We start from the raw sequence: 24,825 nt of genomic DNA on the forward strand, positions 1-24,825 counted from the left end.
AGAGGCGACACGTCGCTTTGTGGCCAGAATCTATTGCAATTCAATGCCCAAGGACCCATCTGCCGCCCACGGGCGTTGGCTCTACTGTCGATAGGCGCTCACCCGACCAACTATAACAAATGCCGGAGAAGACGATGAGGACCAACCAGACTGCCCGCCTGCTGCTGCTGAGCAGCGTCGCGACCGCCGCCCTGATGAGCCCAGCCATGGCGCTGGACGCACAGGTGTTCGTTGATCGCGTTGCCGAGGTCTACAAGCATATTGGCTATGATCTCAGCTTTGGCGCGGCGACGCTGGATGGCGATACCGTCACTGTCGATGGCGTGACGGTTGGCTTTGTCGGCGCCAGTGCCGACACGATGGAGCCGATGACCTTTGACACCGAACTGACCTTTTCCGGCGTCGCCGAAGGCACCGATGGCAGCTACACCGTCGAGTCGCTGACCATTCCCGATATCGATACCGAATTTGCCAGCGCGCCCGAGCCAGTTGGCCACGTCACCGCCAGCGATATTCGCGCTGATAGCCTTTATATCCCCACTGGCGAGACCGTGCCCGCCGTGATGTTACTGCAACTGGTCGGATCGCTGAGCAGCGGCTCGGTCGTCGTGACGCGCGATGGCGAGGAAGTGTTCTCGGTCGAAGGCATGGACGCCACCTCGACCTTCACTCCGTCGCAGGGCACTGCCGATCTCGTGGATCTCAAGTCCGTGCTGAACATCTCCGGCATTTCGCTCGACCTGTCGACCGTCGGCGAAGAAGACCCGTCGGCGGCGGCGACCATCGAGGCGCTCGGCCTGACGTCCATAACCGGCGACATTACCCAGGATTTGGAATGGTCGATGGCTGACGGCCATATGGCATTGAACGAATTCCTGTTCGACTTCGCCGATGTTGGCGCGCTCAACCTGACGGCCGATTTCACCGGGCTGACCCCGGCTGTGCTCGACCAGCTTTATGCCATGCAGGCCGCGATGGGGACGACTGGCGATGCAGCGCCGACCGACGAGCAGGCCCAGGCACAGATGATGCAGGGCATGGCCATCATGCAGGGCGTCAATATCGTCAACACCTCGGTGCGCTATGACGACGCTTCGCTGGCGGGCAAGCTGCTCGACTATTTCGCCGAGCAGTCCGGCACTGATCGCGCCACGTTTGTCACGGGCCTCAAGGCGCAACTGCCGCTGATGCTGGCTGGTACCGGCATTCCGGCGCTGAACGATGTGGTTATCCCACCAGTCGAGGCCTTCCTCGACGATCCGCAGAGCCTTGAAATCAAGGTTGCGCCGCCGTCGCCGACCTCGCTGCTGGTGCTGATGGCCGCTGCCGCCAACCCGGCCGGCCTGATCACCGCGCTCGGACTTGCCGTCGAAGCCAACACTGCCGACGAATAAAACCCTCCGGAGCGGTGCATTTGTCCCGCTCCGGAATTCTTGACGTGAAAACTTCACCAATCCGCACTATATCGGCGTGACCATGAATGACATGTCGCCCCTCGCTCCTCGCAGTCTCAGCCACATTACCGATTGGGTGTTCGATCTCGACAACACCCTCTATCCGCGCACCTGCAACTTGTTCGCGCAGATCGATATCCGCATCACTAACTATGTGATGGATGTTACGCAGCTCGATTTCGACGCGGCGCGGAGCCTGCAGAAGAGCTATTACCGAGACTTCGGCACCACGCTGAACGGGCTGATGACCCGCCACACTATCGATCCCGATCACTTTCTCAACAACGTCCACGCCATCGACTATGCACCGGTCGATGCCCATCCTGACCTCGTCGAGGCTATTCGCGCCTTGCCCGGGCGCAAGTTCATCCTGACCAATGGCGACGTCGGCCATGCCCGTTCGGTGCTGAAACGCCTGGGTGGCGATGACCTGTTCGAGCATGTGCATGACATCCGCGCCATGACCTATGTGCCCAAGCCGCACAAGGCGGCCTATGACGGGTTCTTTGCGCTGCACGATATCGACCCAACCCGCGCCGTGATGTTCGACGATCTCGAAAAGAACCTCGTGGTGCCGCATGACGTCGGCATGTCCACCGTGCAGGTGGTGGCCGGTCCCGACTTCGTGCACGAGCAAGTCGATGCCTGGGAACTCGACCGCGCCATCGGCCCGCATGTGCATCACGTCACCGATGACCTAGCCAAGTTTTTGCGCGAGCGGCCCTGAGCTACATATTGTTCAGGTGCAGGATGTTGCCGTCCGGGTCCTTGAACCAGACCATCTTGAAATCACCGCCCGAGTGGATACCGTCCTTGTAGTCCATGCCGGGATAGTGCTCGAAGCGAACGCCCTTCGCCCGCAGATCGGCGACGATGGTCTCGATTTCGTCGCCGACGCCCCAGACCACCGCATTGGCCATGTTTGTGCCGGCGAAGTCTGACTTATAGACCACGAGCGTCGTGGCACCGGTCTGGAACTGCATCACATTGTCATTGCCTTCGACCAGATCGAGGCCGAGCGTGTTGGCATAGAAGTCCTTGGCGCGGGCCATGTCGGTGACGGCGACTATGGCGGCAGAATCCTGGTGCTTGAGCATTTCGCATCCTTTCCTGTGTGCCTGATGCAACGCCGTGGGCGGCGCCTCGTTCAATGACGAATGGCAAGCGGCTTTACAGACAGCCGGCGCAACTTTAACTTCATCGGCAACTACCGATGCAAAATTAGGAACACTGCTATGGAATATCGTCGCTTGGGCAAATCCGGCCTCAAGGTCAGCGAACTGTCGCTGGGCAGCTGGGTCACTTTCTCGAAGCAGGTGGACGAAAAAGAAGCCCTGTCGCTTATGAGCCTGGCCTATGACGAAGGCGTCAACTTCTTCGACAATGCCGAAGGCTATGAGGCCGGAGAATCCGAAGCGCTGATGGGTGCCGCACTCAGCAAGCTGGGCTGGAGCCGTGACAGCTACTCGGTTTCGTCGAAGGTATTCTGGGGTGGCGAAAAGCCGACGCAGAAGGGCCTCAGCCGCAAGCATGTGACCGAAGCCGCCCATGCGGCGTTAAAGCGGCTGCAGGTGGACTATCTGGACCTCTATTTCTGCCATCGCCCCGACATCGATACACCGATCGAGGAAACCGTGTGGGCGATGCATAACCTGATCACCCAAGGCAAGGTGCTGTATTGGGGCACGTCGGAATGGAACGCCCAGCAGCTCACCGAGGCATGGGCCTTTGCCCGCGCCAACAGCCTGATCGGCCCAGCCATGGAGCAGCCGCAGTACAACCTGTTCACCCGCGAGAAGGTCGAGCATGACTACCTGCCGCTGTATGACCTGATGGGCCTCGGCACCACGATCTGGTCGCCGCTCGCCTCGGGCGCGCTGACCGGCAAATACAATGACGGCATCCCCGAAGACAGCCGGATGAACTTGCCGGGCTATGAATGGCTCAAGACGGAATGGACCAGCGAAGAGGGCAAGGCCAAGCTGGAACAGATCAAGCAGCTGGCGGCGCTGGCCAAGGAAATCGGCCTGCCGGTGCATCACCTGGCACTGCTGTGGTGCCTGTCCAACCCGCACGTCTCGACGGTCATTCTCGGCGCATCGAAAAAATCCCAGCTCGCGGACAATCTCTCGGCGTTGAAGTCCAAGGCCAAGCTGACCCCCGACGTGGCGGAAAAAATCGAAGCTATCATGGGCAACAAGCCCAAGGCGTTTGAGCGGTATTGATCTCGACGATACATCCCGCCCACAATTTTTTTCCCTCGGGCTCGACCCGAGGGCCACCCTCAGCACGGCACAAGCCGCGAAAGACCCTCGGATCAAGTCCGAGGGAAAATCGGTGGGCGTGGATTGTTGCCAATCCTTACCACTCGGTAACTTCCACGCTCCATCGCTCCCCGATACAATCATCCCATGACCGATCTCCCCGGGCGCCGCCCGCCGCCTACGCCTGACAAAGCTCCCACATTCCGCGAACGCCTTGAAAACCTGCGCCATCTTGGCCGATTGGTGGCGCAGATCTGGCGCACCAGCCGCTCGATGACGTCAGCCAGCATTGGCCTGCGACTGATCGCGTCGTTGCAGCCCGTCGCCGTGCTGTATGCCGCCAAGCTGATCGTCGACGAGGTGGTGCGGTTGACCGGCGTGCAACCGCCCGGCCCCGGTTTCCTGGACTGGTGGCAAAGCGGCGAGTTGAACCACGTGTTCCTGCTGCTAGCTTTGGAATTTGCGCTGGTGCTGGCCAATGACCTGATTGCCCGTGCCACCGGGCTGGTCGATTCGATCCTGTCGGAACTGCATTCCAACCAGGTCAGCGTCGAGCTTATGGCGCATGCCGCCCGGCTCGACCTGATGCATTTCGAGTCCGCCGAATATCAGGACCGGCTTGAGAGAGCGCGACGGCAGGCGGCGGGACGCAATGCGCTGCTGAGCCAGATGTTCGGCCAGGCGCAGGACATGATCACCGTGGTCACGCTGGCCGGTGGCCTGTTCTTTTACGCACCGTGGTTGGTCCTGCTGCTGCCCCTGAGTTTCGTGCCCGCCATCTGGGGTGAGACGCGGTTCAATACGCTGGCCTATTTCATGAGCCGCTGGCGCACGCCGGAGCGGCGCGAGCTGGAATATATCCGCTATATCGGGGCCAGCGCCGAGACGGCCAAGGAGCTCAAGCTGTTCGGGCTTGGCGATTTCCTGATCGCCCGCTTCAAGCAGCTGGCGCAGACCATTTATGTCGAGAACCGATCCCTCTCGACGCAGCGCGCCGTCTGGGGTGCGCTGTTTTCGTCGATCTCGTCGCTGACATATTATGGCGCCTACGCCTTCATCGTCTGGCGCACCGTGACCGGCGATTTCTCCATCGGCGACCTGGCATTCCTGTCCGGCTCGTTCCTGCGGCTCAACGGCTTGTTCCAAAAAATCCTGCTCGGGTTTACCGCCATTGCGGGGCAGTCGATGTATCTGGACGACCTGTTTTCGTTCTTTGAAATCGAACCGACCATTCTGTCGCCGGTAAGTCCGAAGCCGTTCCCCCAGCCGATCCGGCGGGGCATCAGCTTCGAGAATGTCGGCTTCCGCTATCCCGATACCGAAGGCTGGGCGATCCGGCACCTGAGCTTCACGCTGATGGCGGGCGAGACGCTGGCACTGGTGGGGGAAAACGGCGCCGGCAAGACCACCATCGTCAAGCTGCTGACGCGGCTTTACGACCCCGGCGAGGGGCGCATTACCGTTGACGGGATCGACCTCAAGGACTTCGCCGTCGGCGATATCCACGCCCATATCGGCGTGATCTTCCAGGACTTTATCCGCTACAGCCTGTCGGCCCGCGAGAATATCGGCGTCGGACGCATCGAGGACCAGGACGACATGGCGCGGATCGGTGATGCAGCCGAGCGCAGCCTTGCCGATGCGGTGATAGCCAAGTTGCCGGAAGGATACGACCAGCAGCTTGGCCGCCTGTTCAAGAAGGGCCGCGACCTATCTGGCGGGGAATGGCAGAAGGTCGCCATCGCCCGAGCCTATATGCGCGACGCGGACCTGATTATCCTCGACGAGCCTACTGCAGCGCTCGACGCCAAAGCGGAATCCGAAGTGTTTTCGCGGTTCAAGAGCCTGGCGTCAGGCAAGACGGCGGTGATCATCTCGCACCGGTTCTCGACGGTGCGGATGGCGGATCGAATCCTGGTGCTGGAGAATGGCGCGATCCTCGAGTCAGGGTCGCATGAGGAGCTGCTGGGCCTGCGCGGACGGTATGCGGAGCTGTTCGAGCTGCAGGCGGCCGGGTATCGGTAACAAGCAGCAAGAATACCCCCACCCAGCCTCCCCCTGAAAAGGGGGAGGAATCCGGCCGGTGAGTGAGACAAGATTGCGCCAGATACTCGATAGAGCTCCTCCCCTTTCAGGGGGAGGTTGGGTGGGGGTACCCCAAAGAGGGCTCTACCGCAGCTTCACCAGCACGCGTCCTTTCACCTCACCCGCCAATATCCGCCCCCCAGCCTCCGGCAGTCCTTCCAACCCGATCTCCTCGACCAGCCCTGCATAAGCCTTGGCGTCGAACAGTTCGCCCAGCCGCTTCCATGCGGCAACGCGCGGCTCCATCGGGCGCATGACGCTGTCGATGCCGATCAGGGTTACGCCTCGGAGGATGAATGGCAGCACCGTCGTGGGCAGGTCGGTACCGCCGGCCATGCCGATGCTAGCGACGACGCCGTCGTAATGTACCTGCTTCAAAACCTTGCCGAGCAGCGGGCCGCCGACATTGTCGATGGCGCCGGCCCAGCGGGCGGCTTCGAGCGGCTTGTCCGGCCCGCTGATGAAATCCTGCCGGTCAACCGCAGTCGTTGCCCCAAGTGCCTTCAATGCCTCTGCATGTTGTGGTCGACCAGACAAAGCCGCGACTTCGTAGCCGAGCTTGGCCAGAAGCGAGATCGCGATGGTACCAACCCCGCCTGCCGCGCCGGTGACCAGGATCGGGCCGATAGTCTTGCTGACGCCCGCCGCCTCCAGGCGATCTATCGCCAGCATAGCCGTCAAGCCCGCCGTGCCCAGCACCATTGCATCGCGCGGCGAGAGGCCCTTGGGCATGGGCACCAGCCAGTCGCCATTGACGCGCGCTTTTTCGGCATAGCCGCCCCACTGGGTTTCGCCGACGCGCCAGCCGGTTAGTAGAACCTTGTCGCCCTTGTGATAGCGCCAGTCGTCACTGGCGCTGACCGTGCCGGAAAAGTCGATCCCGGCAACATGGGGATAGTCGCGGACCATGTTGCCGGCGCCAGTCAGCACCATCCCATCCTTGTAGTTGAGGCCGGCCCATTCAATGTCGACCGTGACATTGCCCTTGGGCAGGCGGGCCTCATCCAGCTCCTGGACGGCTGACGTTACCTTGCCGTCGGCATGCTTGTCGGTCAGCAATGCTCGGAAACTCATGGTTCGACTCCCTTGATGTTTGGCGCAACTTGGCATGATGGGCCGCGAGGGACCACCCTCTGGCGCGAGGCGGCAAAGCGCCTTACCTGTTAAACAAGCAAGCCCAAGAGTTTCCGAAGTGACCACGCCAAGCGACGCCCAGATCAACGTCATCGCCGAAACCTACCGCCTGCTCGGCGATCCGACCCGGTTGCGCGTGCTGCTAGCGTGCCTCTCCCAACCCATCGCAGTCGGCGATATCGCCAAGGCGGTCAACGCTTCGCCGTCCTCGGTCAGCCACCATCTGCGGCTGCTGCGTAGCGCCCGGCTGGTGCGGGGAACGCGGCGCAACAAGCAGGTGTTCTACGAGACGGCGGACCAACACATCGCCCACATGCTCACCGACATGATCGAGCATGCGATGGAAGAGCATGACGACAGCAGCGACACATGAGCGCAGGCAACACCCGACAATTGCCTTTATCTGCACATATGATCATGCATTCATGTTAATGACATTCGAGGAGCGTGGCGATGGCGGCAGATCACAAGGAGCGTGGCGCGACGGGCCACGGTCACGCCGATCAAGATCATGACCACGCAGGACACACTCACGGCACCGATGACCACGCCGGGCACGAACATTCGGACCACGACCATGCCGGGCACAACCACGCGCCGACGGTGAGCGCCAGCAACGAGCGCGTGGTGTTCATCGGCTTCCTGCTGACCGCAGTCTTCATGTTTGCAGAGATCATCGCGGGCGTCCTATCGGGCTCGCTGGCGCTGATTGCGGACGCCGGACATATGCTGACCGACGCCGCGGCACTGCTGCTGGCCTGGGCGGCGTTCCGTTTTGGCCGCCGGGCCTCGGACAACCAGCGCAGCTTTGGCTACATGCGGCTCGAAGTGGTAGCCGGCCTGATCAACGCGGTGACGCTGTTCGCGCTGGTCGGCTGGATCATCTACGAGGCGATCAAGCGCTTCATGACGCCGCATGAAGTGCTGGCGGGACCGATGTTCATCGTCGCAGTGCTCGGCCTCGTCATCAATGTGGTGGTATTCCTCGTGCTGTCACGGGGCGACAAGGAGCACGTCAACATCCGCGGCGCCATGGTGCATGTGCTGGGCGACCTGCTTGGCTCGGTCGCGGCGATTGCTGCCGCCGTCACCATATGGCTGACCGGGTGGATGCCGATCGATCCAATCCTGTCGGTGCTGGTGTCGCTGCTGGTGCTGCGCAGCGCCTGGGCCCTGTTCCGCAACTCGCTGCATATCCTGATGGAGGGCACGCCGGGCAATGTGGTGATCGAGGAGCTCAGCACGGCGCTGGTCAGCAAGGTGCCGGGGGTTCGCGAGGTTCGCCACGTCCACGTCTGGTCGATCACCTCGGGCAAGCCGGTGGCGACCTTGGAAGTGGTGCTGGCGTCAGGTGCCGATGCTCCACTGGTGACGCGGTCGGTCAAGGCGCTGCTGCTGGCCGATTATGGCATCAGCCACTCCACCATCGAGATCGTCTGGGACGAGAATGCGCCTCGCTGCGCCCTTGCGCCAGGCGCTGTTCGCTAGTCCCTAATTCTGCCTCTTGTGCGAATATTTCACACCGTGCAGAGCTGGTCGCAACGGGAGAGAGAGCTATGGCATTGCGACTTGGAGTGATCGGGGCGGGGCTCAAGGCGGCGGATTATGCGCGCGGCTGGGCGGCCATGGAGGACGTCAGCATCGCTGCCACCGCCGAGGTCAGCGAGGTGTCGCGCAAGCGCTTTGCCGATACCTGCGAGGCAGCCGGTGCGCCGCGCCCTGCTGAGTATCCAGATGCCGAGGTCATGCTGGCTGCGATGCAGGGCCAGATGGATGCGGTCTATGTGTCCACCCCGCATGCGTTTCACGGCGCCAATGCGCTGGCAGTGATCGAAGCAGGTTATGACCTGCTGCTGGAAAAGCCGATGGTGACCACGGTCGAGGAAGCCCTGGCACTGGTCGAGGCGGAAAAGCAAAGCGGCCGCACCGTGGTGATCGCCTTTCAGGGCGGGTTGTCTCCCTTGGTGCATGACACGCGCGACCGAGCGCGGCGTGGCGATTTCGGCGAGTTGGTCAGCGTCAATGCGTCGATCTGGGAAGGCTGGAAAGCCAGCTATGCCGGCCAGTGGAAACAAAACCCGGCCATTTCGGGCGGCGGCTTCATGTTCGATACCGGCGCGCATATGATGAACACGGTCTGCGTGCTTGCCGACGCCGAATTCGCCCGGCTTTCGGCCTTTGCCAACAATCGTGGCATTGCCGTGGACCTGGCGACGGCCGTCGCCGCGCGGCTGACAAACGGCGCCGTCGTCACCTTCAATGCCGCCGGCGAAGGCCCACCGGGCTGCGCCTCGGCCATCACCTTCTTTTACACCAATGCCATCGTGCGCATCGATGCCTGGGGCAAGTGGCGCGAAGTTACGATCGGCGATGTCGCCGAACCGCGCGAAGAAAGCGAAATCCGCGATACGCCGATGCACACGTTCCAGGCGGTGCGCGACGGCCGCATGGCCAATCCATCCACCGTGGCCAATGGCCTGCGCTTTGCCCGGCTGTGGGACGCCATCAAGCTCTCTGCTTCGCGTGATGGCGAAGCGGTGACGATCGGCTAGTAGCGACCAGGTCCCAGGTCGGAGATATCGATGTCCGGCGTGCTGCCGGCCACGAGATCGGCTGTGACCCGCGCCGATCCGCAGGCCATGGTCCATCCCAGCGTGCCATGGCCGCTGTTGATGAACAGGTTGCCCAGCTTTGACGCGCCGATAATCGGCGTGCCGTCGGGCGTCATGGGGCGCAGGCCGGTCCAGTAGCTGGCGCTCACCGTATCGCCCGCGCCGGGGAACAGTTCGTTGACGCAATGCGCCAGCGTTTCACGGCGGCGTGGCGGCAGGTGGTTGGTGTAGCCCGAGAGTTCGGCCATGCCGCCAATACGGATGCGGTCGCCCAGCCGGGTTACGGCGATCTTGTAGGTCTCGTCGAGCACGGTCGACACCGGCGCCACGCTGGCATCGGTCACCGGCGCGGTAATGGAATAACCCTTCACCGGATAGATGGGCAGGTCGACGCCAACCTGTCGCGCCAGTATGGGGCTATAGCTTCCCAGCGCCAGCACATAGCGGTCGCCCGTTACCGTGCCTACGGAGGTGCGAACGCCGGTCACGGCACCGCCTGTCACGTCAAGCCCGTCGATGTTCACGCCATAGCGAAAAACAACGCCGAGTTCGGCGGCCATTTCGGCGAGGCGTTTGGTGAAGATGTGGCAATCGCCGGTCTCGTCGCCGGGCAAGCGCAGGCCGCCGGCAATATCGGCCGGAGAGTTACCCAGACCCGGTTCGGCAGCGATGCAGCCGGCACGATCGAGCACCTCATAGGCTACGCCATATTCGTCGAGTACCTCGATATCCTTATGCGCGCCATCGACCTGCTTCTGGGTGCGGAACAGCTGCAGCGTGCCCCGCGTCCGCTCGTCATATTTGATGCCGGTATCGGCGCGCAGCGCGACCATGACGTCCCGGCTATACTCGGCCACGCGCACCATGCGGGCCTTGTTGATGGCGTAACGCGACACGGTGCAATTGGTCAGCATCTGCAGCACCCAGCGCACCATGTAGGGGTCGAGCGTCGGCTTAACGATCAGGGGAGGATGCCGCATCATCAGCCATTTGACGGCCTTTTGCGGAATGCCCGGCCCAGCCCAGGGCGACGCGTAGCCGGGCGAAATTTCACCGGCATTGGCAAAGCTGGTTTCGAGCCCCACGCCCGGCTGCCGCTCGATGACCTCAACCTCATGGCCGGCCTTGGCCAGGTAATAGGCCGAGGTGACCCCAATAACGCCGCCGCCCAGAATGATGACCTTCAAGCTTCCGCCTCCGTGCCGGTGAACTGATCGGATGATGTCGCAATGCGCCATCCGTGTCGCCGAACTTTATGACATGGGTCCCGCACGTCGGCATTCCCCAACTCTTCCAGCGCTATCGGAGATAGCGCCGCATCTTCATTCACAAGTCTGTCAGGCGATCATGGCACCCAGTTCGATGGCGTCGGCGCCGCCCATGGCGCGCATCTGCGACAGGCTGGTGTTGTCCAGCACGTCGGCGATGGCATTGCGCACGTCCAGCATCAGATGGCGGATTTGGCAGGTCGCCTCGTCGCAGTCGGTGCAGGGCTGGTAGCGGGTCTTGCTGGCACAGGGGATCGGGGCCAGCGGACCATCAAGCACACGCACAACATGGCCGATCTTGATCTCGTCGGCAGGCCGCGCCAAACAGTAACCACCGGTCTTGCCCTTGCGGCTTTGCACGAAACCGGCATTGCGCAACTCGGCCAGGATGGCGTCGAGAAACTTCTTGGGAATCCTGTTGGCGCTGGCAACTTCACCCACGAAGGCGAGCTGGCCGGGCGCAAGCTCCGACAACGCCGAAAGCGCCTTCAGGCCGTATTTGCCTTTTTTGGTGAGCATGGCGTCGTGCAATCCTGGCTGTCTGCCCACTGTAGGCAGACAATTCCTGAATGCAAATAATGTCTAGAAAAATTCTAAACAAGAGCAGATTTTGCCAATGACGATGATGGTGACGAAACTCCCACCCGGTCAGTGCAACTGGTGCCCGACGCCAGACGCCAGCAGATAGCCGTTTGACCAGCGTCCGAAGCCGCTCTGGATGTTGATATGGCCGACATGGCCAAGGTCATGCAGACGGCTGCCCCACGCATGAGCCAATATCTGGATTTTGGCGAACGGCATATAGGGGTCGTTGTGGCTGGCCACCACAATCGAGGGAAACGGCAGGACGTCCTGCGGCATGGTGCCAAATTCGTAGGTGCGCTGATGCCGGGCGGAAGTTCGGCTTATGTCGGCTGGCGCCACCAGCAGTGCCCCGGCGATCATGGAAGAGACTCGGCTTCGGGCCAATTTGGCGACCAGTATGGCACCAAGGCTGTGAGCCACGATCAGGCTGCCCGGTCGCGCCACGATGGCCCGCTCAAGTGCCTGGGTCCATCGTGTCTCGTCAGGGTTCGACCAATCCGCCTGCTCGACCAGAACAGCTTGCGACTGGTCCTGCTGCCACCAGTGTTGCCAGTGTCCGGCACCGGAGCCATGCAGGCCCGGCACGATAAGCGTGGGTCGGCTCATGGTGCTTAGGGGGTGTATCGGCTCACGAATGAATAGGGCCGCGTCGCCGCCCTCTCGACCGGGTCGGGCTCCCACGACTTGCCATTGAGATAGCAGGCGTCCTGTTCAGCCTTGCTGAGCGGCACCGCGCCGGCTGCCGCATCAGGCAAGCCACCAAAGAAGCCTGCCTTGTAGGGCGCCTCGTCAGTCATTTTGCGCTGGCCGAAATCAGGCGTGAAAATTCCAAAGAAAGGAACGACCATAGTTCTCAACTCCTCTGTTGCTGGCTAGACGCCTGCCAGGTTCTGATAGCTACCGTGCCAATAGAGCAGCGGGGAAACATCGGTAGACGTCTCGACCGAACGGACCCGGCCGAGCAGGATGGCGTGGGAATGCCGCTCGATGGCCTCGTCCAGATCGCAATCGATAACCGAGACCGCACCGGCAAGCCCCAGCGTGCCGCTACCGAGACGATCCCAATCCCAGCCGACATAGCGGTCGTTACCCTTGATGCCACCGCGACCGGCAAAGCGGTCGGCGACATCTGACTGTCCATTGGCCAGAATATTGACGGCAAACGAGCCTGCATCGAGCACCGCCGCCCAGGACGACGAGGCCTTGTTGAGGCTGACCAGAATGGTGGGCGGATCGATTGAAAAAGACGAGACCGACGTGGCCGTAAAGCCAGTACGTGCCTGCCCGGTGCCGACGGTAATGACACTGACGGCGCCTGCCAGACGCCCCATGGCATGCTTGAAGGCGGGAACATCGACGCTGGGGTGGTAGCTGGGCATGTAATTCGCAAGATCGATGATAGACACGTATGGCCTCCTGTCACGATCGACTGTCAGGGCTTCACGACTGGAATCAGCCTAGATTGCCGTTGGCAATCAGGGGAGGGGCTCAGCGAGCACAGTTTTTTCAAGTTCCGCCGGGGCGGAGTATTTATATCTACAAGTTCTGTAGACTTAAACCGTCCGGGCGGTAGGATCCTGCCCAACGCCTTGCGGCGGCCACCAACTTCTTCTTTGGTTTGGACTGAATGGATACCTTGACCAACGCTCTCTTCGCCCCGCTGCATTTGGGCGAGATCGACCTGCCCAATCGCATCGTGATGGCGCCAATGACGCGGCGACGCGCCGCGGCGGGTAAGCTGGCGACGGCTTTGATGGCGCAATATTACGCGCAGCGCGCCAGCGCAGGGCTGATCATCAGCGAATCCATCGAGGTCGATCCATTGAGCGGCCTTGCCGCGCCGACACGACCCGGCCTGTTCAACGCCACGCAACAGCAGGGCTGGCGGGCAGTCACCGACGCGGTGCATGCGGCGGGTGGACGGATTTTCGCGCAGCTTTCCCATATGGGGCGGGGCGCGCATTCGAGCCAGCTCGAAGCCGGCGGGCGCGTGGTGGGTCCCTCGCCGATTGCCGCCACCGGGAGCATCTATACGGCAAACGGCCCGCTGCCCTATGAAGTGCCGCACGCTCTAACCGAAGACGAGATGGGCACGGTCGTCGCGCAATATGGCGAGGCTGCGCGCCTGGCGCGCGAGGCAGGCTTTGACGGCGTTGAACTGCATGGCGCCAACGGCTATCTGATTGACCAGTTCCTGCGCGACGCCAGCAACCAGCGCGACGACCGCTATGGCGGCAGCGCTGAGCGGCGTGCGCGCTTCCTGCTGGATGTAATCGCTGCCGCAAAGACGCATTGGCCAAGCCAGAGGATCGGCGTCCGGGTGTCGCCGACCAACAATTTCCAGGGCATGTCCGATAGCGACCCCGTCAGCCATTATGGCCTCATCGCCGCTTTGCTTGACTTAGAAGGGTTGGCTTATCTGCATGTTGTCGAGCCCGCGATCCAGCCCGAGAGCCTGCCGCAAGTGGCGCCAGTCATTCGCCAGGCCTTCAGCGGGCTACTGATCCTCGCTGGCAAGTATGACCTGCATTCCGCGCAAGCAGCAATTGCCGAGGGCCGGGCTGAACTGGTGGCTTTTGGCGAGCCTTTCCTTGCCAATCCCGACCTGCCCGAGCGCTTCAAGCGCGGCGCCCCGCTCAACCCTGCCGATAAGGCGACGTTTTATACGCAAGGCGAGCGGGGCTACTCCGACTACCCATTCCTCGCCGATTAGCCCAGGAACTTGTGCGGCTTGGGAAAGCCATGTCGCTCCGCCAGCCACGTCAGGATGCCATTGGTGTCCTGCAGGTAGGCCGTTTCGCCATGGCGTTTGGCGTCCTCCGCTGGCGCGTCGCCGAATACCAGCAGCGGCAGTCCCTGATTGGCCTCACCAACCGCTGCAATCACTGCGGCGCGCGGGCGTGGGAAGTCCACGCGTTCGACCTCGATGTTGGCGGCAAGCTCGGGGAAGCTCGCCAGCAGGCCTTCGATCTGGTTGCAGAATGGACAGACGAACGGACCGTCGTCGCGATTGGCATCGGTGAAACCGGGTTTGATCAGGTAGAGCTTGTCCTTGGCCATGGCGCATCCTTGCAGTGTCGAAAATGGGAACAGCCGCCCCGGTCCGGGCGGCTGTAGTGGGTATGGATCGAGATCGATCAGGTTTTGGGCAGGCCGGGGGGATTGGTCCGCGACTCCGGCACCGACTCGGCCGCTAGGTTCCAGCGTTCCAACAGCTTGGCATAGTCGCCGCTCTTGATCAGGCCATTGATGGCGATGGTCACGGCTTTGACGAGGCCGGTGTCCTTGCGCAGGGCAACGGCAATTTCGGCCGTCTGTGGCCAGCCGCCGTTCTGCACCCCGACGAGCCGGGTAGCTCCGGTGACAGCGGCCGAATAGGACAGCGTCGGGTTCGGGTTGAAATTGACGTCGGCGCGGCCAGACTGGATCGCCAGCTGGCTGGCCGCCGAGTCGTCGTAATAATGGATTTCTAGGGGGGCGAGCCCGGCTTCGACATTCAACCGATCCCATTCCAGGATGATCGTTTCCTGGTTGGTGCCGGAGGCGGTGATTACCTTGAGACCGGCAATATCCCTGGGCTCGGTGATCGCCTGAATCGGGCTGTCATTGCGGACGTAAAAGCCCAGCACGTCCTGGCGATAGGTCGAGAAATCCAGCTTTTCCTTGCGCTCTTCCGTCACGGTGACGTTGGAGATCACCGCATCATACTTGCCCGAGGTAACGCCAAGCGGCCAGTCGGCCCAGGCGACTGGCACCAGGTTCGGCTTGAGGCCAAGCGCTTCACCGATAAGCCAGGCGAAGTCCGGCTCGGAGCCGACCGGCGTCTTGGAATCGGTGGCGTAGGTGCCGAGCGGCGCGTCGCCCAGCGCCAGGGCAACCGTGAACTCGCCAGCAGTGGCAAATTTGAAATCTGCCGGCAGGGCCGCGATGGCCTCTGGATTGGGCTGGGCGTGAATGCGTCCCGGCTGTTCCGGGCTGAGGTCGAAGGCGCTTTGGGCGAAGGCGGTGGTCGAGAAGGCTGCAAGCGCTAGGCCCGCCAGCAGCAGTTTGAGAGATTTTGACGCGGTCATTTTAGTCTTTCTCTTGGTAAGAATGCGCAGGATCAAGTCCCGGCTTGCGTAGCGCCGGGCCGTTTGGTCAGGCCGTGGCGCGATTACGCCCAGCCGGGAATGAGGGGGTTGCCGACCAGCCCAAGGCAGGCGCGATGCGCTGAATCGTGTCGGTTAGAATCTGCTCGTATTCGGGCAGGGTGAATTCGTAGGGCAGTTCCAGCCGCAGTTCGTCGACCAGCGGCAACACCGGATCGTTGAGCAGCCATTCGACGATCTGCTCGGCGGTGCCGACCAAGTCGCGCGGGAACAGCGTTCTCCGTTCGCCCTGCGGGCTGAGCGTCCGCTCGTAGCGACCTGCTCCGAATGCCTCGTAGCGTGCGATCCGCGATGCGGGGGCAGTGTCGGTCGGCACATCACCCGGCCCACGGCCACCCTGCCCGGCTTGCCATCCAGCGCCTCTCGATAGGCAAGGATCAGGTTACGCTGGGCGGTGTGGAAGTCATCGGTGTCTTCGCCCGAAATGACATTGCCGGTGAGCAGGTTAAAGCCGTTCTCGCCCGCCCAATGGGCCGATTTCAGCGAGCCGCCGCCATACCAGAGCCGGTTGGCGAGACCTGTTGCGTGCGGCTGCAGCCGCGGCCGTTGCGGACCGAATGGCGTTGCAATTGTGGTCTCGTCATCACCCAGATAGTTCCCACGCAGATTGACCGCGAAACGGGCGATGCGCGCGTGGCTCAGATCGTGGCTCTGCCAGTCGCCGTCGTGCACGAGCGGCGCGAGGATCGCGGCATGGGGCGGCAAGCCGGCGCTGAGGCCGACATTGAGCCGACCCCGCGACAGCACATCGACCATCGAGAGGTCTTCGGCCAGGTGGAAGGGGCTTTCGTAGCCGATCTGGATTACCGCCGAGCCGAGCTGGATCGTGCTGGTGCGCTGGCTGGCGGCGGCCAAAAACACCGCCGCCGTGCCGATGCCGGGCTCCAGATGCCGCTGCCGCACCCAGGCGCTGTCGAAGCCTAGCCGTTCGCCAAAAGCGATCAGGTTCAGCGTCGCGTCGATGCCCTCGAACGGGCTATCGTTGCTGAAACTGCCTGGCGTGAGGAAGCCGAGATGGCGGATGCTGAGCGACATGATTGCCTCAGGCCTTCGGCTTGGGCAGGCCGGGCGGATTGGTGCGCGATTCCGGCACGGCCTCGGGCGTTACGTTCCACTGCGTCAGCAGTTCGGCATAGGTGCCGGTCTCGATCAGATGGTTGATCGCGGCGGTGAACGGCGCGGCGAGGCCCGCATCCTTGCGCGTGGTGATGCCCACGTCGGCGGGGTTCGGCCAACCCGAGCTGATGGTGCCGACAAGCCTCGTGTCACCTGTCAGTGCTGCGTGATAGGCCTGTGGAGCATTGGGATTGAGCTGCACGTCGGCGCGGCCCGAGCTGATCGCCAGCGAGGCCGCCGCATCGTCGTCGTAATATTGCAGCTCTATCGGCGCCAAGCCGGCTTCCTGGTTCTGGCGATTCCATTCGAGCGCGATGCGCTCCTGATTGGTGCCCGAGCCGGTAATGATCTTGAGCCCGGCAATGTCCTTGGGCTCCTTGATCGAGGTGATCGGGCTTTCGGCCCTGACGTAAAAGCCATGCACCCCGATGCGGTAGGTGGAGAAATCGTACTTCTCCTTGCGCTCCTCGGTCACCCCGACATTGGAAATTACCGCGTCATACTTGCCGGCGGTGAGGCCGAGCGGCCAGTCGATCCAGGAGATCGGCACGATCTCGACCGGAATGCCGAGCACTTCACCAACCAGGCGTCCGATATCGGGATCGAAACTGACGACTGTCGCGCCATCAGTGGCGTAAGTGGCGATTGGCGGTGCGCCGGCGGCAATGGCGATGCTCAGAGCGCCGTCCCTTGCAAAATCATAGTCTGCCGGAACCAGTGCCGCGATGGCGTCGACCTTGTCGGCATGCAGCCGGTTCGCCGGATTGGGTTCGAGGCTGAAACTGGTCTGGGCCAGTGCGAGGCTTGACGTCGATGCAGCGAGGGCCAAGGCAAAGGTGCCGAGGATGAAAGACTTTCGCGAGAGCATTTGAGAACTACCTTGTTGGGTTGGTCGAGGCGTGCGCCATCCTGCCGCGCGAACGGCATGGTCAGGCTGGCGCAGGCGATTGGGTTTGTTGGCTAGGTCGTGTGGGCAGTTGAGTCGGAATGCGGCGAAAATGGCGGTTTTCGAGAACCGGAGCGGAGCGTACTTTTGGGTACGTGAGCACCGGAAGCGGAGAATACCGCCATTTGCAGACCAGTCCGGCCAACTGAGCACATGACCTAGAGAACCTTGGCGATGAACTCGCGGGTCCGCGGATGCGACGGCTCGTTGAACAGGCGCTCGGGTGGCCCGACTTCGAGCACCTTGCCGCCTTCCATGAACACCACGCGGTCGGCCACTTCACGGGCAAAACCGATTTCGTGGGTGACGATGATCAGCGTGGTGCCGGACTTGGCAAGCTCCTTGATGACGTCGAGCACTTCGCCGACCAGTTCTGGGTCAAGCGCCGACGTCGGTTCATCGAACAGCAGAACCTTGGGCCGCAGCGCCAAAGTGCGGGCGATGGCGACACGCTGCTGCTGGCCACCGGAGAGATGGCGCGGATAGGCATCGGCCTTGTCGCCCAGCCCGACGCGCGCCAGCAGGTCGCGTGCGTCGGCAATCGCCTCGTCGCGCGGCACGCCGCCTACCGAAACGGGGGCTTCGATTATGTTTTGCAAAGCGGTCAGGTGCGGGAACAGGTTGAAGCTCTGGAACACCATGCCGACTGCCGAACGCCGACGGCGGATGGCGGGTTCTTTGAGCTCATAGAGCACATCGCCGCGGCGCTCGTAACCGATCAACTCGCCATCGATGCTGACCACGCCGGCATCGGCGCGTTCGAGATGGTTGATGGTGCGCAGCAGCGTCGACTTGCCGGCGCCGGACGGGCCGATGATGGCGACGACTTCGCCGGGCGCGATGGTGAGGCTGACATCGTCGAGCACCTTGTTGGTTCCGAAGCTCTTGTTGACGCCATGCACTTCCACATGGCCATCGCCTGTGGTGCGCAAGGCGGCGCTCAGCGGCTTGCGGGCGACGATTGGTGCGATGTTGCTCTCGACGGGGCGGCTAGCGAAGAAACGCAGCGCCTTGTCGATCGCAGTGGGACCTGCATCGCGGCGTGCACCCTTGGCGAAATGCTGCTCGACGAAATACTGAACGCTGGACAGCACGATCATGATGATCAGGTACCAGACGGTTGCCACCATCAGCAGCGGAATGACCTCGAGATTGCGGCGATAGATCACCTGCACGGTGTAGAACAGCTCGGGCAGCGCCAGCACGTAGACAATGGACGTTGCCTTGGCGAGACCGATGATTTCGTTGAAGCCGCTCGGCAGGATGGCCCGCATCGCCTGCGGCAGCACGATATGGATGCCCTGGCGCCACGAGGTCAGCCCGAGCGCCGCGGCCGCTTCATGCTGGCCCTGATCGACCGACAGGATGCCGCCACGGATGATCTCGGACGAGAACGCCGCCTGGTTCAGGCTCAGCCCGATCAGCGCCACCGAGAACGGGCTCAGCGTCTGCACCGTGTCGAATTGAGCAAACAGGATTTTGGTGAAGGGTACGCCGATGTTGATGGTGGCATACAGGTAGCCCAGATTATTGAGCACCAGCAGCAGCACGATCAGCGGGATCGAGCGCAGCAGCCAGATATAGCCCCAGGACAGACCCGACAGCAGCGGCGACTTGGAGACGCGGGCAAAGGCTAGCAGACCACCAAGCAGGAAACCGATGACCGATGCCAATGCGGTCAGCAGCAAGGTCCGGCCAAGCCCGATCAGCACCGGCTCCGAGAAGAAGTACTGTGCAAACACCGCCCAGCCCCAGCGCTCGTTGGTGAACACTGAATGCAGTGTCACCGCGATGACGAAAGCCGCCACCACGCTGCCGACGATGCGCCAGGGATGCCGCGCCGGGACAATCCGCAGGCCAGCATGGTCACGCGCTGAATCGCGTTTGAAAGTCTGAGTTTCCGTCCCGACTTCTGTTGCCGACGCCATGTCGCTAACCTCATAGTCTACAATATTTATAGACATTAGTTTCGAACGACCCCGCACTTCAATGTGCTGCCATTCTGAGTTTGGGGACTTCGGGGACAATTTTGTCCCGAGCAGGCTATGCGGTCAGGCGTTCGTTGCGTTCGGCTTCGCCCGGCACCAACGCCTTCTCGAACGGCAGTTTCTCGATAGTCGCGGGGTCGGCCGTTACGTCGAACAGAGCGGAATAACCGGTCTTGAGGTAGAGCGCCGAAGCCTCAGGCTGGCGGAAGCCGGTGGTCAGGTAGACTCTCGTGTAGCCCAGTGCAGTGGCATGGCTTTCCAGTTCGGCCAGCACGCGCTGGGCGAGGCCCTGCCTGCGGTGGTCGGTATCGGTCCACATCCGTTTGAACTCGGCCGTGGTCTCGTCGTAGCGCATGAATGCGCCCCCTGCGATCGGCTTGCCGTCGCGCAGCAGCAGCACGAAGGCCCCATCAGGCGCGGCAAAACGTTCGGGCGGATAACGGTTCATTTCCACCGAGGCGTCACCGAAATGATCGCCGTAGCGAGCGCGATATTCGACGGTCAATTGCTCGATCAACGGCCGAGAAATCTCGGCCGTTGATGTAGTATAGAGAAAGCTGTCACCCATCAGCCAGCCGCCTTGGCATCGGCGAGGGCATAACGGCTCTCGCGGAATGGCAGGCCGAGATGGTCGCGCAGGGTGCCACCGACCTGATCGCGCGAGTGTCGCCCACGCTGTTCGAGGATCGGCAGCACCTGGGTGTCGAAATCGTCGAGGCCAATGCCCTGTACCGGAAAGCCCAGCACGAAGCCGTCGGAGGCGCCGGTATCGACCCATTCCTCGATCTTGCTGGCGATCTGCTCGGGCGTACCGACGAATTCGCTGCGCGGCGTCGTTGATTCCAGCGCCACTTCGCGCAGCGTCTGGCCCTTCTCCTTGGCGACCCGCTTGATGCGGTCGGTACCCGACTTGAAGTTGTTGGAACCGAGATCGCCCAGCTCGGGGAATGGCGCATCAACGTCATATTGCGCGAAATCGTGATGGTCGAAGAAGCGGCCCAGATAGGCCAGCGCCTCGCTCACATTCACCAGATCGCGGATTTCCTGGTACTTGCGGCTAGCCTCCTCCTCGGTCGAGCCGACAATCGGACCGATGCCGGGCAGCACCTTCAAGGCATCGGCACCGCGGCCGTGCGCAATGGCGCTCTGCCTGAGCTTTTGAGTCAGCTCGCGGTTCTCGGCAATCGAGGTCGAACCGGCAAACACAGCATCGGCATGGCGCCCGGCCAACTCGATACCGGCATCGGACCCGCCCGCCTGGAACAGCACCGTCTGGCCCTGCTGCGAGCGCTGGATATTGAGGGGGCCCTCGGCCGAGTGGAACTTGCCTTTGAAATTGAGCCGGTGCAGCTTGGAAAAGTCGGCAAATTGCCCGCTAGCCGGGTCGCGCACGAAGGCGTCGTCGTCCCAGCTATCCCACAGGCCTTTGACGATCTCGATGTGCTCGCCGGCAATTTCATAGCGCAGCGCGTGATCGGGGTGATTGGCGCGGCCGTAGTTCTTGGCGGAGCCTTCCAGCGGCGACGTCACCGCATTCCAGCCTGCCCGGCCCTTGCTGATCAGGTCGATCGAGGCGAACTGCCGGGCCACGGTAAACGGATCGCTGTAGGAGGTGGATAGCGTGCCCACCAGACCGATCTTCTTGGTCACGGCCGCCAGTGCCGACAGCAGCGCGATCGGCTCGAAACGGTTGAGGAAATGCGGGATGGATTGCTCGTTGATGTAGAGCCCATCCGCTACGAAGGCGAAGGCAATGCCGGCCGCTTCGGCGCGCTTGGTGGTTTGGAGGAGGTACTCGAAATTGACGCTGGCGTCAGCCGGCACACTCGGATGCTTCCAGGCGTTCATATGACCGCCGGGGCCGTGCAGCATGATGCCGAAGGGAATGCGTTTCTGGCTCATTGGAAGGGTCCTCTATGCGGAAAGGGCGGTGGGAAGGGCAGGCCGATGGGCGGCCGCCAGCAGGTCGAGCGCCTCGATGCGGCTGTCGCCGGTATTGGCCAGGTCGATGATGAATTCCGAAATTCCATGACCGATCGAGAGCTGGTCGATGGCCTCGACGATGTCCTCGCCGTTGCCTGCCAGAACCGTCGATTTGCGTCGCTCGACCGTGTAATCGGTGACGCCAGCCTGGCGGGCATATTCGGCCGCCTGTGCCTCACTGCCGACGGTAACGCTCTGCGCGCCGGGAATATGCACGCGATATGGCGTGAAATTCTCGGCCTGTGCCTTGGCTTCAGCCGCAGACGACGAGACCATGGCCGCCAGTGCCACAATCGGGCTGCGCCCCGTCACATCGCGATAGGTGGTGATCGCCGCCGAAAGCGTCGCATCGTCGCCATTGAGATGGCGAGCGAAAACGAAGTTCCAGCCCAGCTCGGCAGCAAGGGCAGCGCTTTCGACGCTGGCACCCAGCAGATGCCGCTCGCTAGCATCAGTCGGCCGGGGCGTAGCGTCCAATCCCTCGGGGCGCCGGCTTGCGTCGGCATCGAGAAAGCTGTCGAGCTCCTTGAGTTGCGTGCGAAAGTCCGGCCGCTTGTCCGGATCTCGACCCGCCTGCAACGCCCTCGTCGACAGCGGCAACCCACCGGGCGCCTTGCCGATGCCAATGTCGATGCGCCCCGGCGCCAGAGCCGCCAGCAGATTGAAATTTTCCGCCACCTTGTAAGGGCTGTAATGCTGCAGCATCACTCCGCCGGAGCCGATGCGGAGGTGTTTGGTTTGCGCTGCCAGATAGGCCAGCAACACTTCCGGCGACGAACTGGCGAGGTCTGGCGTGTTGTGATGCTCGGCCACCCAGAAGCGGTGAAAGCCTAGCGCCTCGGCGCGACGCGCCAGTGCCACGGTCCGGGCCAGGGCCTGCGTCGAGGTCCCCCCCCTGACGATGGGGCTCTTGTCCAACAGACTCAAAGCATAGCTCATTGCATTCCTGCCAGTTCGGTCTCTTGTGCCGGAATTATAAGTCTACTAATTTGATAGATAAACAGAAGGTCGCCTCGAAACCGCGCTTTCAGTAGGCTTTTTCAGTTTCCGCAGCTTCGCGGCAAGCCCCGCCTAAAGCCTCGTGCACAAGCAACCGATTTTGTGCGAGGTGAGCCAAAATGGAGAAACGTGCCGTGAGAGTATCGATCGTCGGCGCCGGCATTGCCGGACTGTCCCTGGCCTGGGCGCTACGCAAGCGCGGCGTCGAGGTGTCGCTGTTTGATGCCGGTCGGATTCCGAACCCGGTCTCGTCGTCTTTTGACGAACACCGGATCACCCGGCACTCCTATGGCCGCCTGCCCGGCTACGGCGCGCTGATGCCGCAGGCCTTCGCCACCTATGACCAGCTATGGACCGACATCGGCGCCAGCCATTACCTGCCCACCAACATGGTCTTCGTCTCGCGCGAGGAAACCGACTGGTCAGCCTCAGCAGCCGAACTTGACAGGGTGAACGTCCCGCACCGTCTGGTTTCGCCCGCGGAAGTTGCACTGCGCCTGCCCATGCTGCATGCCGATGGCGTCACCGCTGCATTCGAGGCAGGCGGCGCCGGGATGTTGTTTGCCAGCCGTATCGTCAGCGATCTCGCGCGCTGGGTTGCCGAGCATGGCGTCTCGCTACACCCGCACACCCGGGTCGAAGACATCGACGCCACCAAGGGATCGCTAACCGCCGCTGGTACGCGCCATGACGCCGATCTGGTCGTCGTCGCAGCCGGAGCCTGGTTGCCCGAACTGCTGTCCGAAACGGCCGGCCGCATGGTGCCGTCTCGTCAATTGCTGCTGTATCTGGAGCCCCCCGCCGACCTCGCCAAAGCTTGGTCGGAAGCTCCGATTCTAGTGGATAGCGGTAGCGGCCACGGCGCCTACATCCTGCCACCGCGCGGGGGCACCCGCCTCAAGATCGGCGACCATATCTTTACCAGCCGCGGCAAGGGCAGCGACGACCGCATCGCCACCGCAGCGGACATCGCGCCCGTCATGGCGTCAGCCGCATCGATCTTTGCCCGCTTCGAGGACTACAAAGTTCTCGAGCACAAGGTCTGCTACTACACAGTGACCGATGATGAAGGCCTTGTCGTCGAGCCCATCGGCCGCGCTGGCTGGGTGCTCAGTGCCTGTTCCGGCCATGGCTTCAAGCTGGGGCCGCTGATCGCTTCGGGCCTCGCCGAGGTTATTACCGGCGCCCGCCCCGCCAGCAGCTTTCCCGATTGGGCCGCAGGTCGGAAACCAGCGGAATAGGGCTCCAAGTCGGTATTAGCCCCGACTTTCCGCCTGCAATTTGCGCCAGCGCACAAGGCGGTCGGGGTCGAGCGTACCGGCCGCCACGGCCGCAAGGACGGCGCAGCCCGGCTCATGATCATGGGTGCAGTTGCGAAACTTGCAGTTCGGCGCCAGCTCGGTGATCTCGGCGAACAGGATATCGAGGCCCTGCCCGAGATCTTTCATGTTGAGGCTTCTGACGCCAGGCGTATCGATCACCCAACCGCCGCCAGCCATCGCATGCAGCGAACGCGCGGTGGTGGTGTGGCGGCCCTTGGAATCGCTTTCGCGAACGCCGCCTGTCTGCTGTGAGCCATTGCCGACCAGCGTGTTTACCAGCGTCGATTTGCCGACTCCCGATGAGCCGATAACTGCCACCGTCGCCCCAGGCCCACACCAGGGCTGCAAGGCCGCTGCAGCTTCGTCCGAACGGGCATTGACCAGGATAACAGCCAGGCCGCGCTGCAGTCCAGATGCCTGGCGCTCGAAATCCTGCGCATCATCGGCCATGTCCGCCTTGGTCAAGACCACGACGGGATTGGTTCCCGCATCATTGGCAAAAGCCAGATAGCGTTCGAGCCGCGCCAGATTGAAATCGCCATTGCAAGAGGCCACGATGAACAGCGTATCGACATTGGCCGCGACCAGTTGCGGCGGCCGTTTGCCTTCTGCAGCACGCTGTAAAAGCGTCCGGCGATCCAGGCGCCGATGCAGCATTCTGGTCAGCGGATCAGCCAGCACCCAGTCACCCACCGCAAATTCAGCGGTATCGGTGCGCGCAGGCAGATCTATGTCGAACTGATCGGGGCCGACAAGACCAGTCAGTCGGGCGCGATGCACCCCGTCGATCCGCAAAGCCGAAAGCTTGGCTTCGTCATCCGCAAGCTGGTCCTCGAAAAAGCTGTCCCAGCCGAGTTGGCCCAAAAGACCGGAGTGCTCAGCCATCACGCTTTGACCCGCAACAGCAGCACCTGACGGCCT

Annotated in this window: 24 protein-coding genes and 1 pseudogene; 9 read left to right on the forward strand and 16 right to left on the reverse strand. The window is 62.4% G+C overall.

The window, feature by feature from the left end; translation table 11 throughout:
* Window positions 1-134 precede the first annotated feature (134 nt).
* Both WH91_RS21470 and WH91_RS21475 read left to right on the forward strand, forming a co-directional pair.
* A complete protein-coding gene (locus WH91_RS21470) occupies window positions 135-1,394 on the forward strand; it encodes a hypothetical protein (RefSeq protein WP_046173053.1) in 1,260 nt (419 codons plus the stop codon).
* Window positions 1,395-1,476: 82 nt separating this feature from the next.
* The gene (locus WH91_RS21475) at window positions 1,477-2,181 is read left to right on the forward strand and encodes a pyrimidine 5'-nucleotidase (protein ID WP_074797688.1); all 705 of its coding nucleotides are present in this window, start codon (window positions 1,477-1,479) and stop codon (window positions 2,179-2,181) included.
* Between the two features lies 1 nt (window position 2,182).
* Here the strand turns inward: WH91_RS21475 and WH91_RS21480 are convergent, their stop codons facing one another.
* Entirely contained in the window at window positions 2,183-2,551 is a 369-nt protein-coding gene (locus tag WH91_RS21480; protein WP_046173054.1) for a VOC family protein, read from the reverse strand.
* A 138-nt stretch (window positions 2,552-2,689) separates the two neighbouring features.
* On the opposite strand from WH91_RS21480, the gene WH91_RS21485 reads away from it, so the two are divergent.
* Together WH91_RS21485 and WH91_RS21490 are read left to right on the forward strand one after the other, a co-directional pair.
* Window positions 2,690-3,679 carry a potassium channel beta subunit family protein gene (locus WH91_RS21485; protein WP_046173055.1) on the forward strand — a complete coding sequence of 330 codons (990 nt, stop codon included), beginning with the start codon at window positions 2,690-2,692 and terminating at the stop codon, window positions 3,677-3,679.
* A 186-nt stretch (window positions 3,680-3,865) separates the two neighbouring features.
* Window positions 3,866-5,743 (forward strand): ABC transporter ATP-binding protein, encoded by a 1,878-nt coding sequence (locus tag WH91_RS21490; RefSeq protein WP_046173056.1) that lies wholly within the window; start codon window positions 3,866-3,868, stop codon window positions 5,741-5,743.
* Window positions 5,744-5,887: 144 nt separating this feature from the next.
* Here WH91_RS21490 and WH91_RS21495 read toward each other — a convergent pair whose 3' ends face one another.
* Window positions 5,888-6,877, reverse strand: coding sequence for an acrylyl-CoA reductase family protein (locus WH91_RS21495; RefSeq protein WP_046173057.1), 990 nt, complete (start codon window positions 6,875-6,877; stop codon window positions 5,888-5,890).
* Window positions 6,878-6,995: 118 nt separating this feature from the next.
* Here WH91_RS21495 and WH91_RS21500 point away from each other — a divergent pair, with 118 nt between their 5' ends.
* The 3 genes from WH91_RS21500 to WH91_RS21510 all read left to right on the forward strand — a co-directional run bounded on the left by WH91_RS21500 (window position 6,996) and on the right by WH91_RS21510 (window position 9,489).
* Window positions 6,996-7,310 carry an ArsR/SmtB family transcription factor gene (locus WH91_RS21500; protein WP_046173058.1) on the forward strand — a complete coding sequence of 105 codons (315 nt, stop codon included), beginning with the start codon at window positions 6,996-6,998 and terminating at the stop codon, window positions 7,308-7,310.
* 80 nt (window positions 7,311-7,390) lie between these two features.
* Window positions 7,391-8,425: a cation diffusion facilitator family transporter gene (locus WH91_RS21505; RefSeq protein ID WP_082102317.1), complete on the forward strand. Its 1,035-nt coding sequence runs from the start codon at window positions 7,391-7,393 to the stop codon at window positions 8,423-8,425.
* A gap of 68 nt (window positions 8,426-8,493) precedes the next feature.
* Window positions 8,494-9,489 (forward strand): Gfo/Idh/MocA family protein, encoded by a 996-nt coding sequence (locus WH91_RS21510; RefSeq protein ID WP_046173059.1) that lies wholly within the window; start codon window positions 8,494-8,496, stop codon window positions 9,487-9,489.
* On the opposite strand, the gene WH91_RS21515 is transcribed toward WH91_RS21510, so the two are convergent.
* The 5 genes from WH91_RS21515 to WH91_RS21535 all read right to left on the reverse strand — a co-directional run bounded on the left by WH91_RS21515 (window position 9,486) and on the right by WH91_RS21535 (window position 12,808).
* The gene (locus WH91_RS21515) at window positions 9,486-10,787 is read right to left on the reverse strand and encodes a D-amino acid dehydrogenase (protein WP_342028127.1); all 1,302 of its coding nucleotides are present in this window, start codon (window positions 10,785-10,787) and stop codon (window positions 9,486-9,488) included. The two genes, WH91_RS21510 and WH91_RS21515, sit on opposite strands and share 4 nt — an antisense overlap.
* Before the next feature lie 99 nt (window positions 10,788-10,886).
* A complete protein-coding gene (locus tag WH91_RS21520) occupies window positions 10,887-11,336 on the reverse strand; it encodes an RrF2 family transcriptional regulator (protein ID WP_046173088.1) in 450 nt (149 codons plus the stop codon).
* 129 nt (window positions 11,337-11,465) lie between these two features.
* Window positions 11,466-12,008, reverse strand: coding sequence for an RBBP9/YdeN family alpha/beta hydrolase (locus WH91_RS21525; protein ID WP_046173061.1), 543 nt, complete (start codon window positions 12,006-12,008; stop codon window positions 11,466-11,468).
* 5 nt (window positions 12,009-12,013) lie between these two features.
* The gene (locus WH91_RS21530) at window positions 12,014-12,250 is read right to left on the reverse strand and encodes a hypothetical protein (RefSeq protein ID WP_046173062.1); all 237 of its coding nucleotides are present in this window, start codon (window positions 12,248-12,250) and stop codon (window positions 12,014-12,016) included.
* A gap of 24 nt (window positions 12,251-12,274) precedes the next feature.
* Window positions 12,275-12,808 (reverse strand): flavin reductase family protein, encoded by a 534-nt coding sequence (locus WH91_RS21535; RefSeq protein WP_244542429.1) that lies wholly within the window; start codon window positions 12,806-12,808, stop codon window positions 12,275-12,277.
* A 221-nt stretch (window positions 12,809-13,029) separates the two neighbouring features.
* Between WH91_RS21535 and WH91_RS21540 the strand changes: the two genes are divergently transcribed.
* Window positions 13,030-14,115, forward strand: a complete 1,086-nt coding sequence (locus tag WH91_RS21540) for an alkene reductase (protein WP_052953040.1) — start codon at window positions 13,030-13,032, stop codon at window positions 14,113-14,115.
* Here the strand turns inward: WH91_RS21540 and WH91_RS21545 are convergent.
* The 8 genes and pseudogenes from WH91_RS21545 to WH91_RS21585 all read right to left on the reverse strand — a co-directional run bounded on the left by WH91_RS21545 (window position 14,112) and on the right by WH91_RS21585 (window position 22,522).
* Window positions 14,112-14,462: a DUF3088 domain-containing protein gene (locus WH91_RS21545; protein ID WP_046173063.1), complete on the reverse strand. Its 351-nt coding sequence runs from the start codon at window positions 14,460-14,462 to the stop codon at window positions 14,112-14,114. The genes WH91_RS21540 and WH91_RS21545 overlap by 4 nt on opposite strands.
* A 77-nt stretch (window positions 14,463-14,539) precedes the next feature.
* Window positions 14,540-15,472, reverse strand: coding sequence for an ABC transporter substrate-binding protein (locus tag WH91_RS21550; protein ID WP_046173064.1), 933 nt, complete (start codon window positions 15,470-15,472; stop codon window positions 14,540-14,542).
* Window positions 15,473-15,539: 67 nt separating this feature from the next.
* Window positions 15,540-16,585 (reverse strand): annotated as a pseudogene (locus WH91_RS21555) (LLM class flavin-dependent oxidoreductase).
* 7 nt (window positions 16,586-16,592) lie between these two features.
* Window positions 16,593-17,534, reverse strand: coding sequence for an ABC transporter substrate-binding protein (locus WH91_RS21560; protein ID WP_046173065.1), 942 nt, complete (start codon window positions 17,532-17,534; stop codon window positions 16,593-16,595).
* Window positions 17,535-17,770: 236 nt separating this feature from the next.
* Complete coding sequence (locus WH91_RS25880) at window positions 17,771-19,540, reverse strand: amino acid ABC transporter permease/ATP-binding protein (protein WP_074797690.1); 1,770 nt, start codon at window positions 19,538-19,540, stop codon at window positions 17,771-17,773.
* A gap of 115 nt (window positions 19,541-19,655) precedes the next feature.
* Entirely contained in the window at window positions 19,656-20,168 is a 513-nt protein-coding gene (locus WH91_RS21575; RefSeq protein WP_046173066.1) for a GNAT family N-acetyltransferase, read from the reverse strand.
* Window positions 20,168-21,502: an LLM class flavin-dependent oxidoreductase gene (locus WH91_RS21580; RefSeq protein ID WP_046173067.1), complete on the reverse strand. Its 1,335-nt coding sequence runs from the start codon at window positions 21,500-21,502 to the stop codon at window positions 20,168-20,170. Before WH91_RS21580 ends, WH91_RS21575 begins: the two co-directional genes overlap by 1 nt.
* Window positions 21,503-21,514: 12 nt before the next feature.
* Complete coding sequence (locus WH91_RS21585) at window positions 21,515-22,522, reverse strand: MsnO8 family LLM class oxidoreductase (protein WP_046173068.1); 1,008 nt, start codon at window positions 22,520-22,522, stop codon at window positions 21,515-21,517.
* Window positions 22,523-22,701: 179 nt separating this feature from the next.
* Between WH91_RS21585 and WH91_RS21590 the strand changes: the two genes are divergently transcribed.
* Window positions 22,702-23,823 (forward strand): NAD(P)/FAD-dependent oxidoreductase, encoded by a 1,122-nt coding sequence (locus WH91_RS21590; RefSeq protein WP_199533570.1) that lies wholly within the window; start codon window positions 22,702-22,704, stop codon window positions 23,821-23,823.
* A 15-nt stretch (window positions 23,824-23,838) separates the two neighbouring features.
* Here the strand turns inward: WH91_RS21590 and rsgA are convergent, their stop codons facing one another.
* Complete coding sequence (gene rsgA, locus WH91_RS21595) at window positions 23,839-24,789, reverse strand: ribosome small subunit-dependent GTPase A (RefSeq protein WP_046173069.1); 951 nt, start codon at window positions 24,787-24,789, stop codon at window positions 23,839-23,841.
* Between the last annotated feature and the right edge of the window lie 36 nt (window positions 24,790-24,825).

Origin of the sequence: Devosia psychrophila, assembly GCF_000971275.1 — a bacterium.
GTDB lineage: Bacteria > Pseudomonadota > Alphaproteobacteria > Rhizobiales > Devosiaceae > Devosia > Devosia psychrophila.

Coding starts and splice junctions, on each gene's coding strand:
- WH91_RS21470 (WP_046173053.1), top strand. CDS start 135: ATGAGGACCAACCAGACTGCCCGCCTGCTGCTGCTGAGCAGCGTCGCG.
- WH91_RS21475 (WP_074797688.1), top strand. CDS start 1,477: ATGAATGACATGTCGCCCCTCGCTCCTCGCAGTCTCAGCCACATTACC.
- WH91_RS21480 (WP_046173054.1), bottom strand. CDS start 2,551: ATGCTCAAGCACCAGGATTCTGCCGCCATAGTCGCCGTCACCGACATG.
- WH91_RS21485 (WP_046173055.1), top strand. CDS start 2,690: ATGGAATATCGTCGCTTGGGCAAATCCGGCCTCAAGGTCAGCGAACTG.
- WH91_RS21490 (WP_046173056.1), top strand. CDS start 3,866: ATGACCGATCTCCCCGGGCGCCGCCCGCCGCCTACGCCTGACAAAGCT.
- WH91_RS21495 (WP_046173057.1), bottom strand. CDS start 6,877: ATGAGTTTCCGAGCATTGCTGACCGACAAGCATGCCGACGGCAAGGTA.
- WH91_RS21505 (WP_082102317.1), top strand. CDS start 7,391: ATGGCGGCAGATCACAAGGAGCGTGGCGCGACGGGCCACGGTCACGCC.
- WH91_RS21510 (WP_046173059.1), top strand. CDS start 8,494: ATGGCATTGCGACTTGGAGTGATCGGGGCGGGGCTCAAGGCGGCGGAT.
- WH91_RS21515 (WP_342028127.1), bottom strand. CDS start 10,787: ATGGCGCATTGCGACATCATCCGATCAGTTCACCGGCACGGAGGCGGA.
- WH91_RS21520 (WP_046173088.1), bottom strand. CDS start 11,336: ATGCTCACCAAAAAAGGCAAATACGGCCTGAAGGCGCTTTCGGCGTTG.
- WH91_RS21525 (WP_046173061.1), bottom strand. CDS start 12,008: ATGAGCCGACCCACGCTTATCGTGCCGGGCCTGCATGGCTCCGGTGCC.
- WH91_RS21530 (WP_046173062.1), bottom strand. CDS start 12,250: ATGGTCGTTCCTTTCTTTGGAATTTTCACGCCTGATTTCGGCCAGCGC.
- WH91_RS21540 (WP_052953040.1), top strand. CDS start 13,030: ATGGATACCTTGACCAACGCTCTCTTCGCCCCGCTGCATTTGGGCGAG.
- WH91_RS21545 (WP_046173063.1), bottom strand. CDS start 14,462: ATGGCCAAGGACAAGCTCTACCTGATCAAACCCGGTTTCACCGATGCC.
- WH91_RS21550 (WP_046173064.1), bottom strand. CDS start 15,472: ATGACCGCGTCAAAATCTCTCAAACTGCTGCTGGCGGGCCTAGCGCTT.
- WH91_RS21560 (WP_046173065.1), bottom strand. CDS start 17,534: ATGCTCTCGCGAAAGTCTTTCATCCTCGGCACCTTTGCCTTGGCCCTC.
- WH91_RS25880 (WP_074797690.1), bottom strand. CDS start 19,540: ATGGCGTCGGCAACAGAAGTCGGGACGGAAACTCAGACTTTCAAACGC.
- WH91_RS21575 (WP_046173066.1), bottom strand. CDS start 20,168: ATGGGTGACAGCTTTCTCTATACTACATCAACGGCCGAGATTTCTCGG.
- WH91_RS21580 (WP_046173067.1), bottom strand. CDS start 21,502: ATGAGCCAGAAACGCATTCCCTTCGGCATCATGCTGCACGGCCCCGGC.
- WH91_RS21585 (WP_046173068.1), bottom strand. CDS start 22,522: ATGAGCTATGCTTTGAGTCTGTTGGACAAGAGCCCCATCGTCAGGGGG.
- WH91_RS21590 (WP_199533570.1), top strand. CDS start 22,702: ATGGAGAAACGTGCCGTGAGAGTATCGATCGTCGGCGCCGGCATTGCC.
- rsgA (WP_046173069.1), bottom strand. CDS start 24,789: ATGGCTGAGCACTCCGGTCTTTTGGGCCAACTCGGCTGGGACAGCTTT.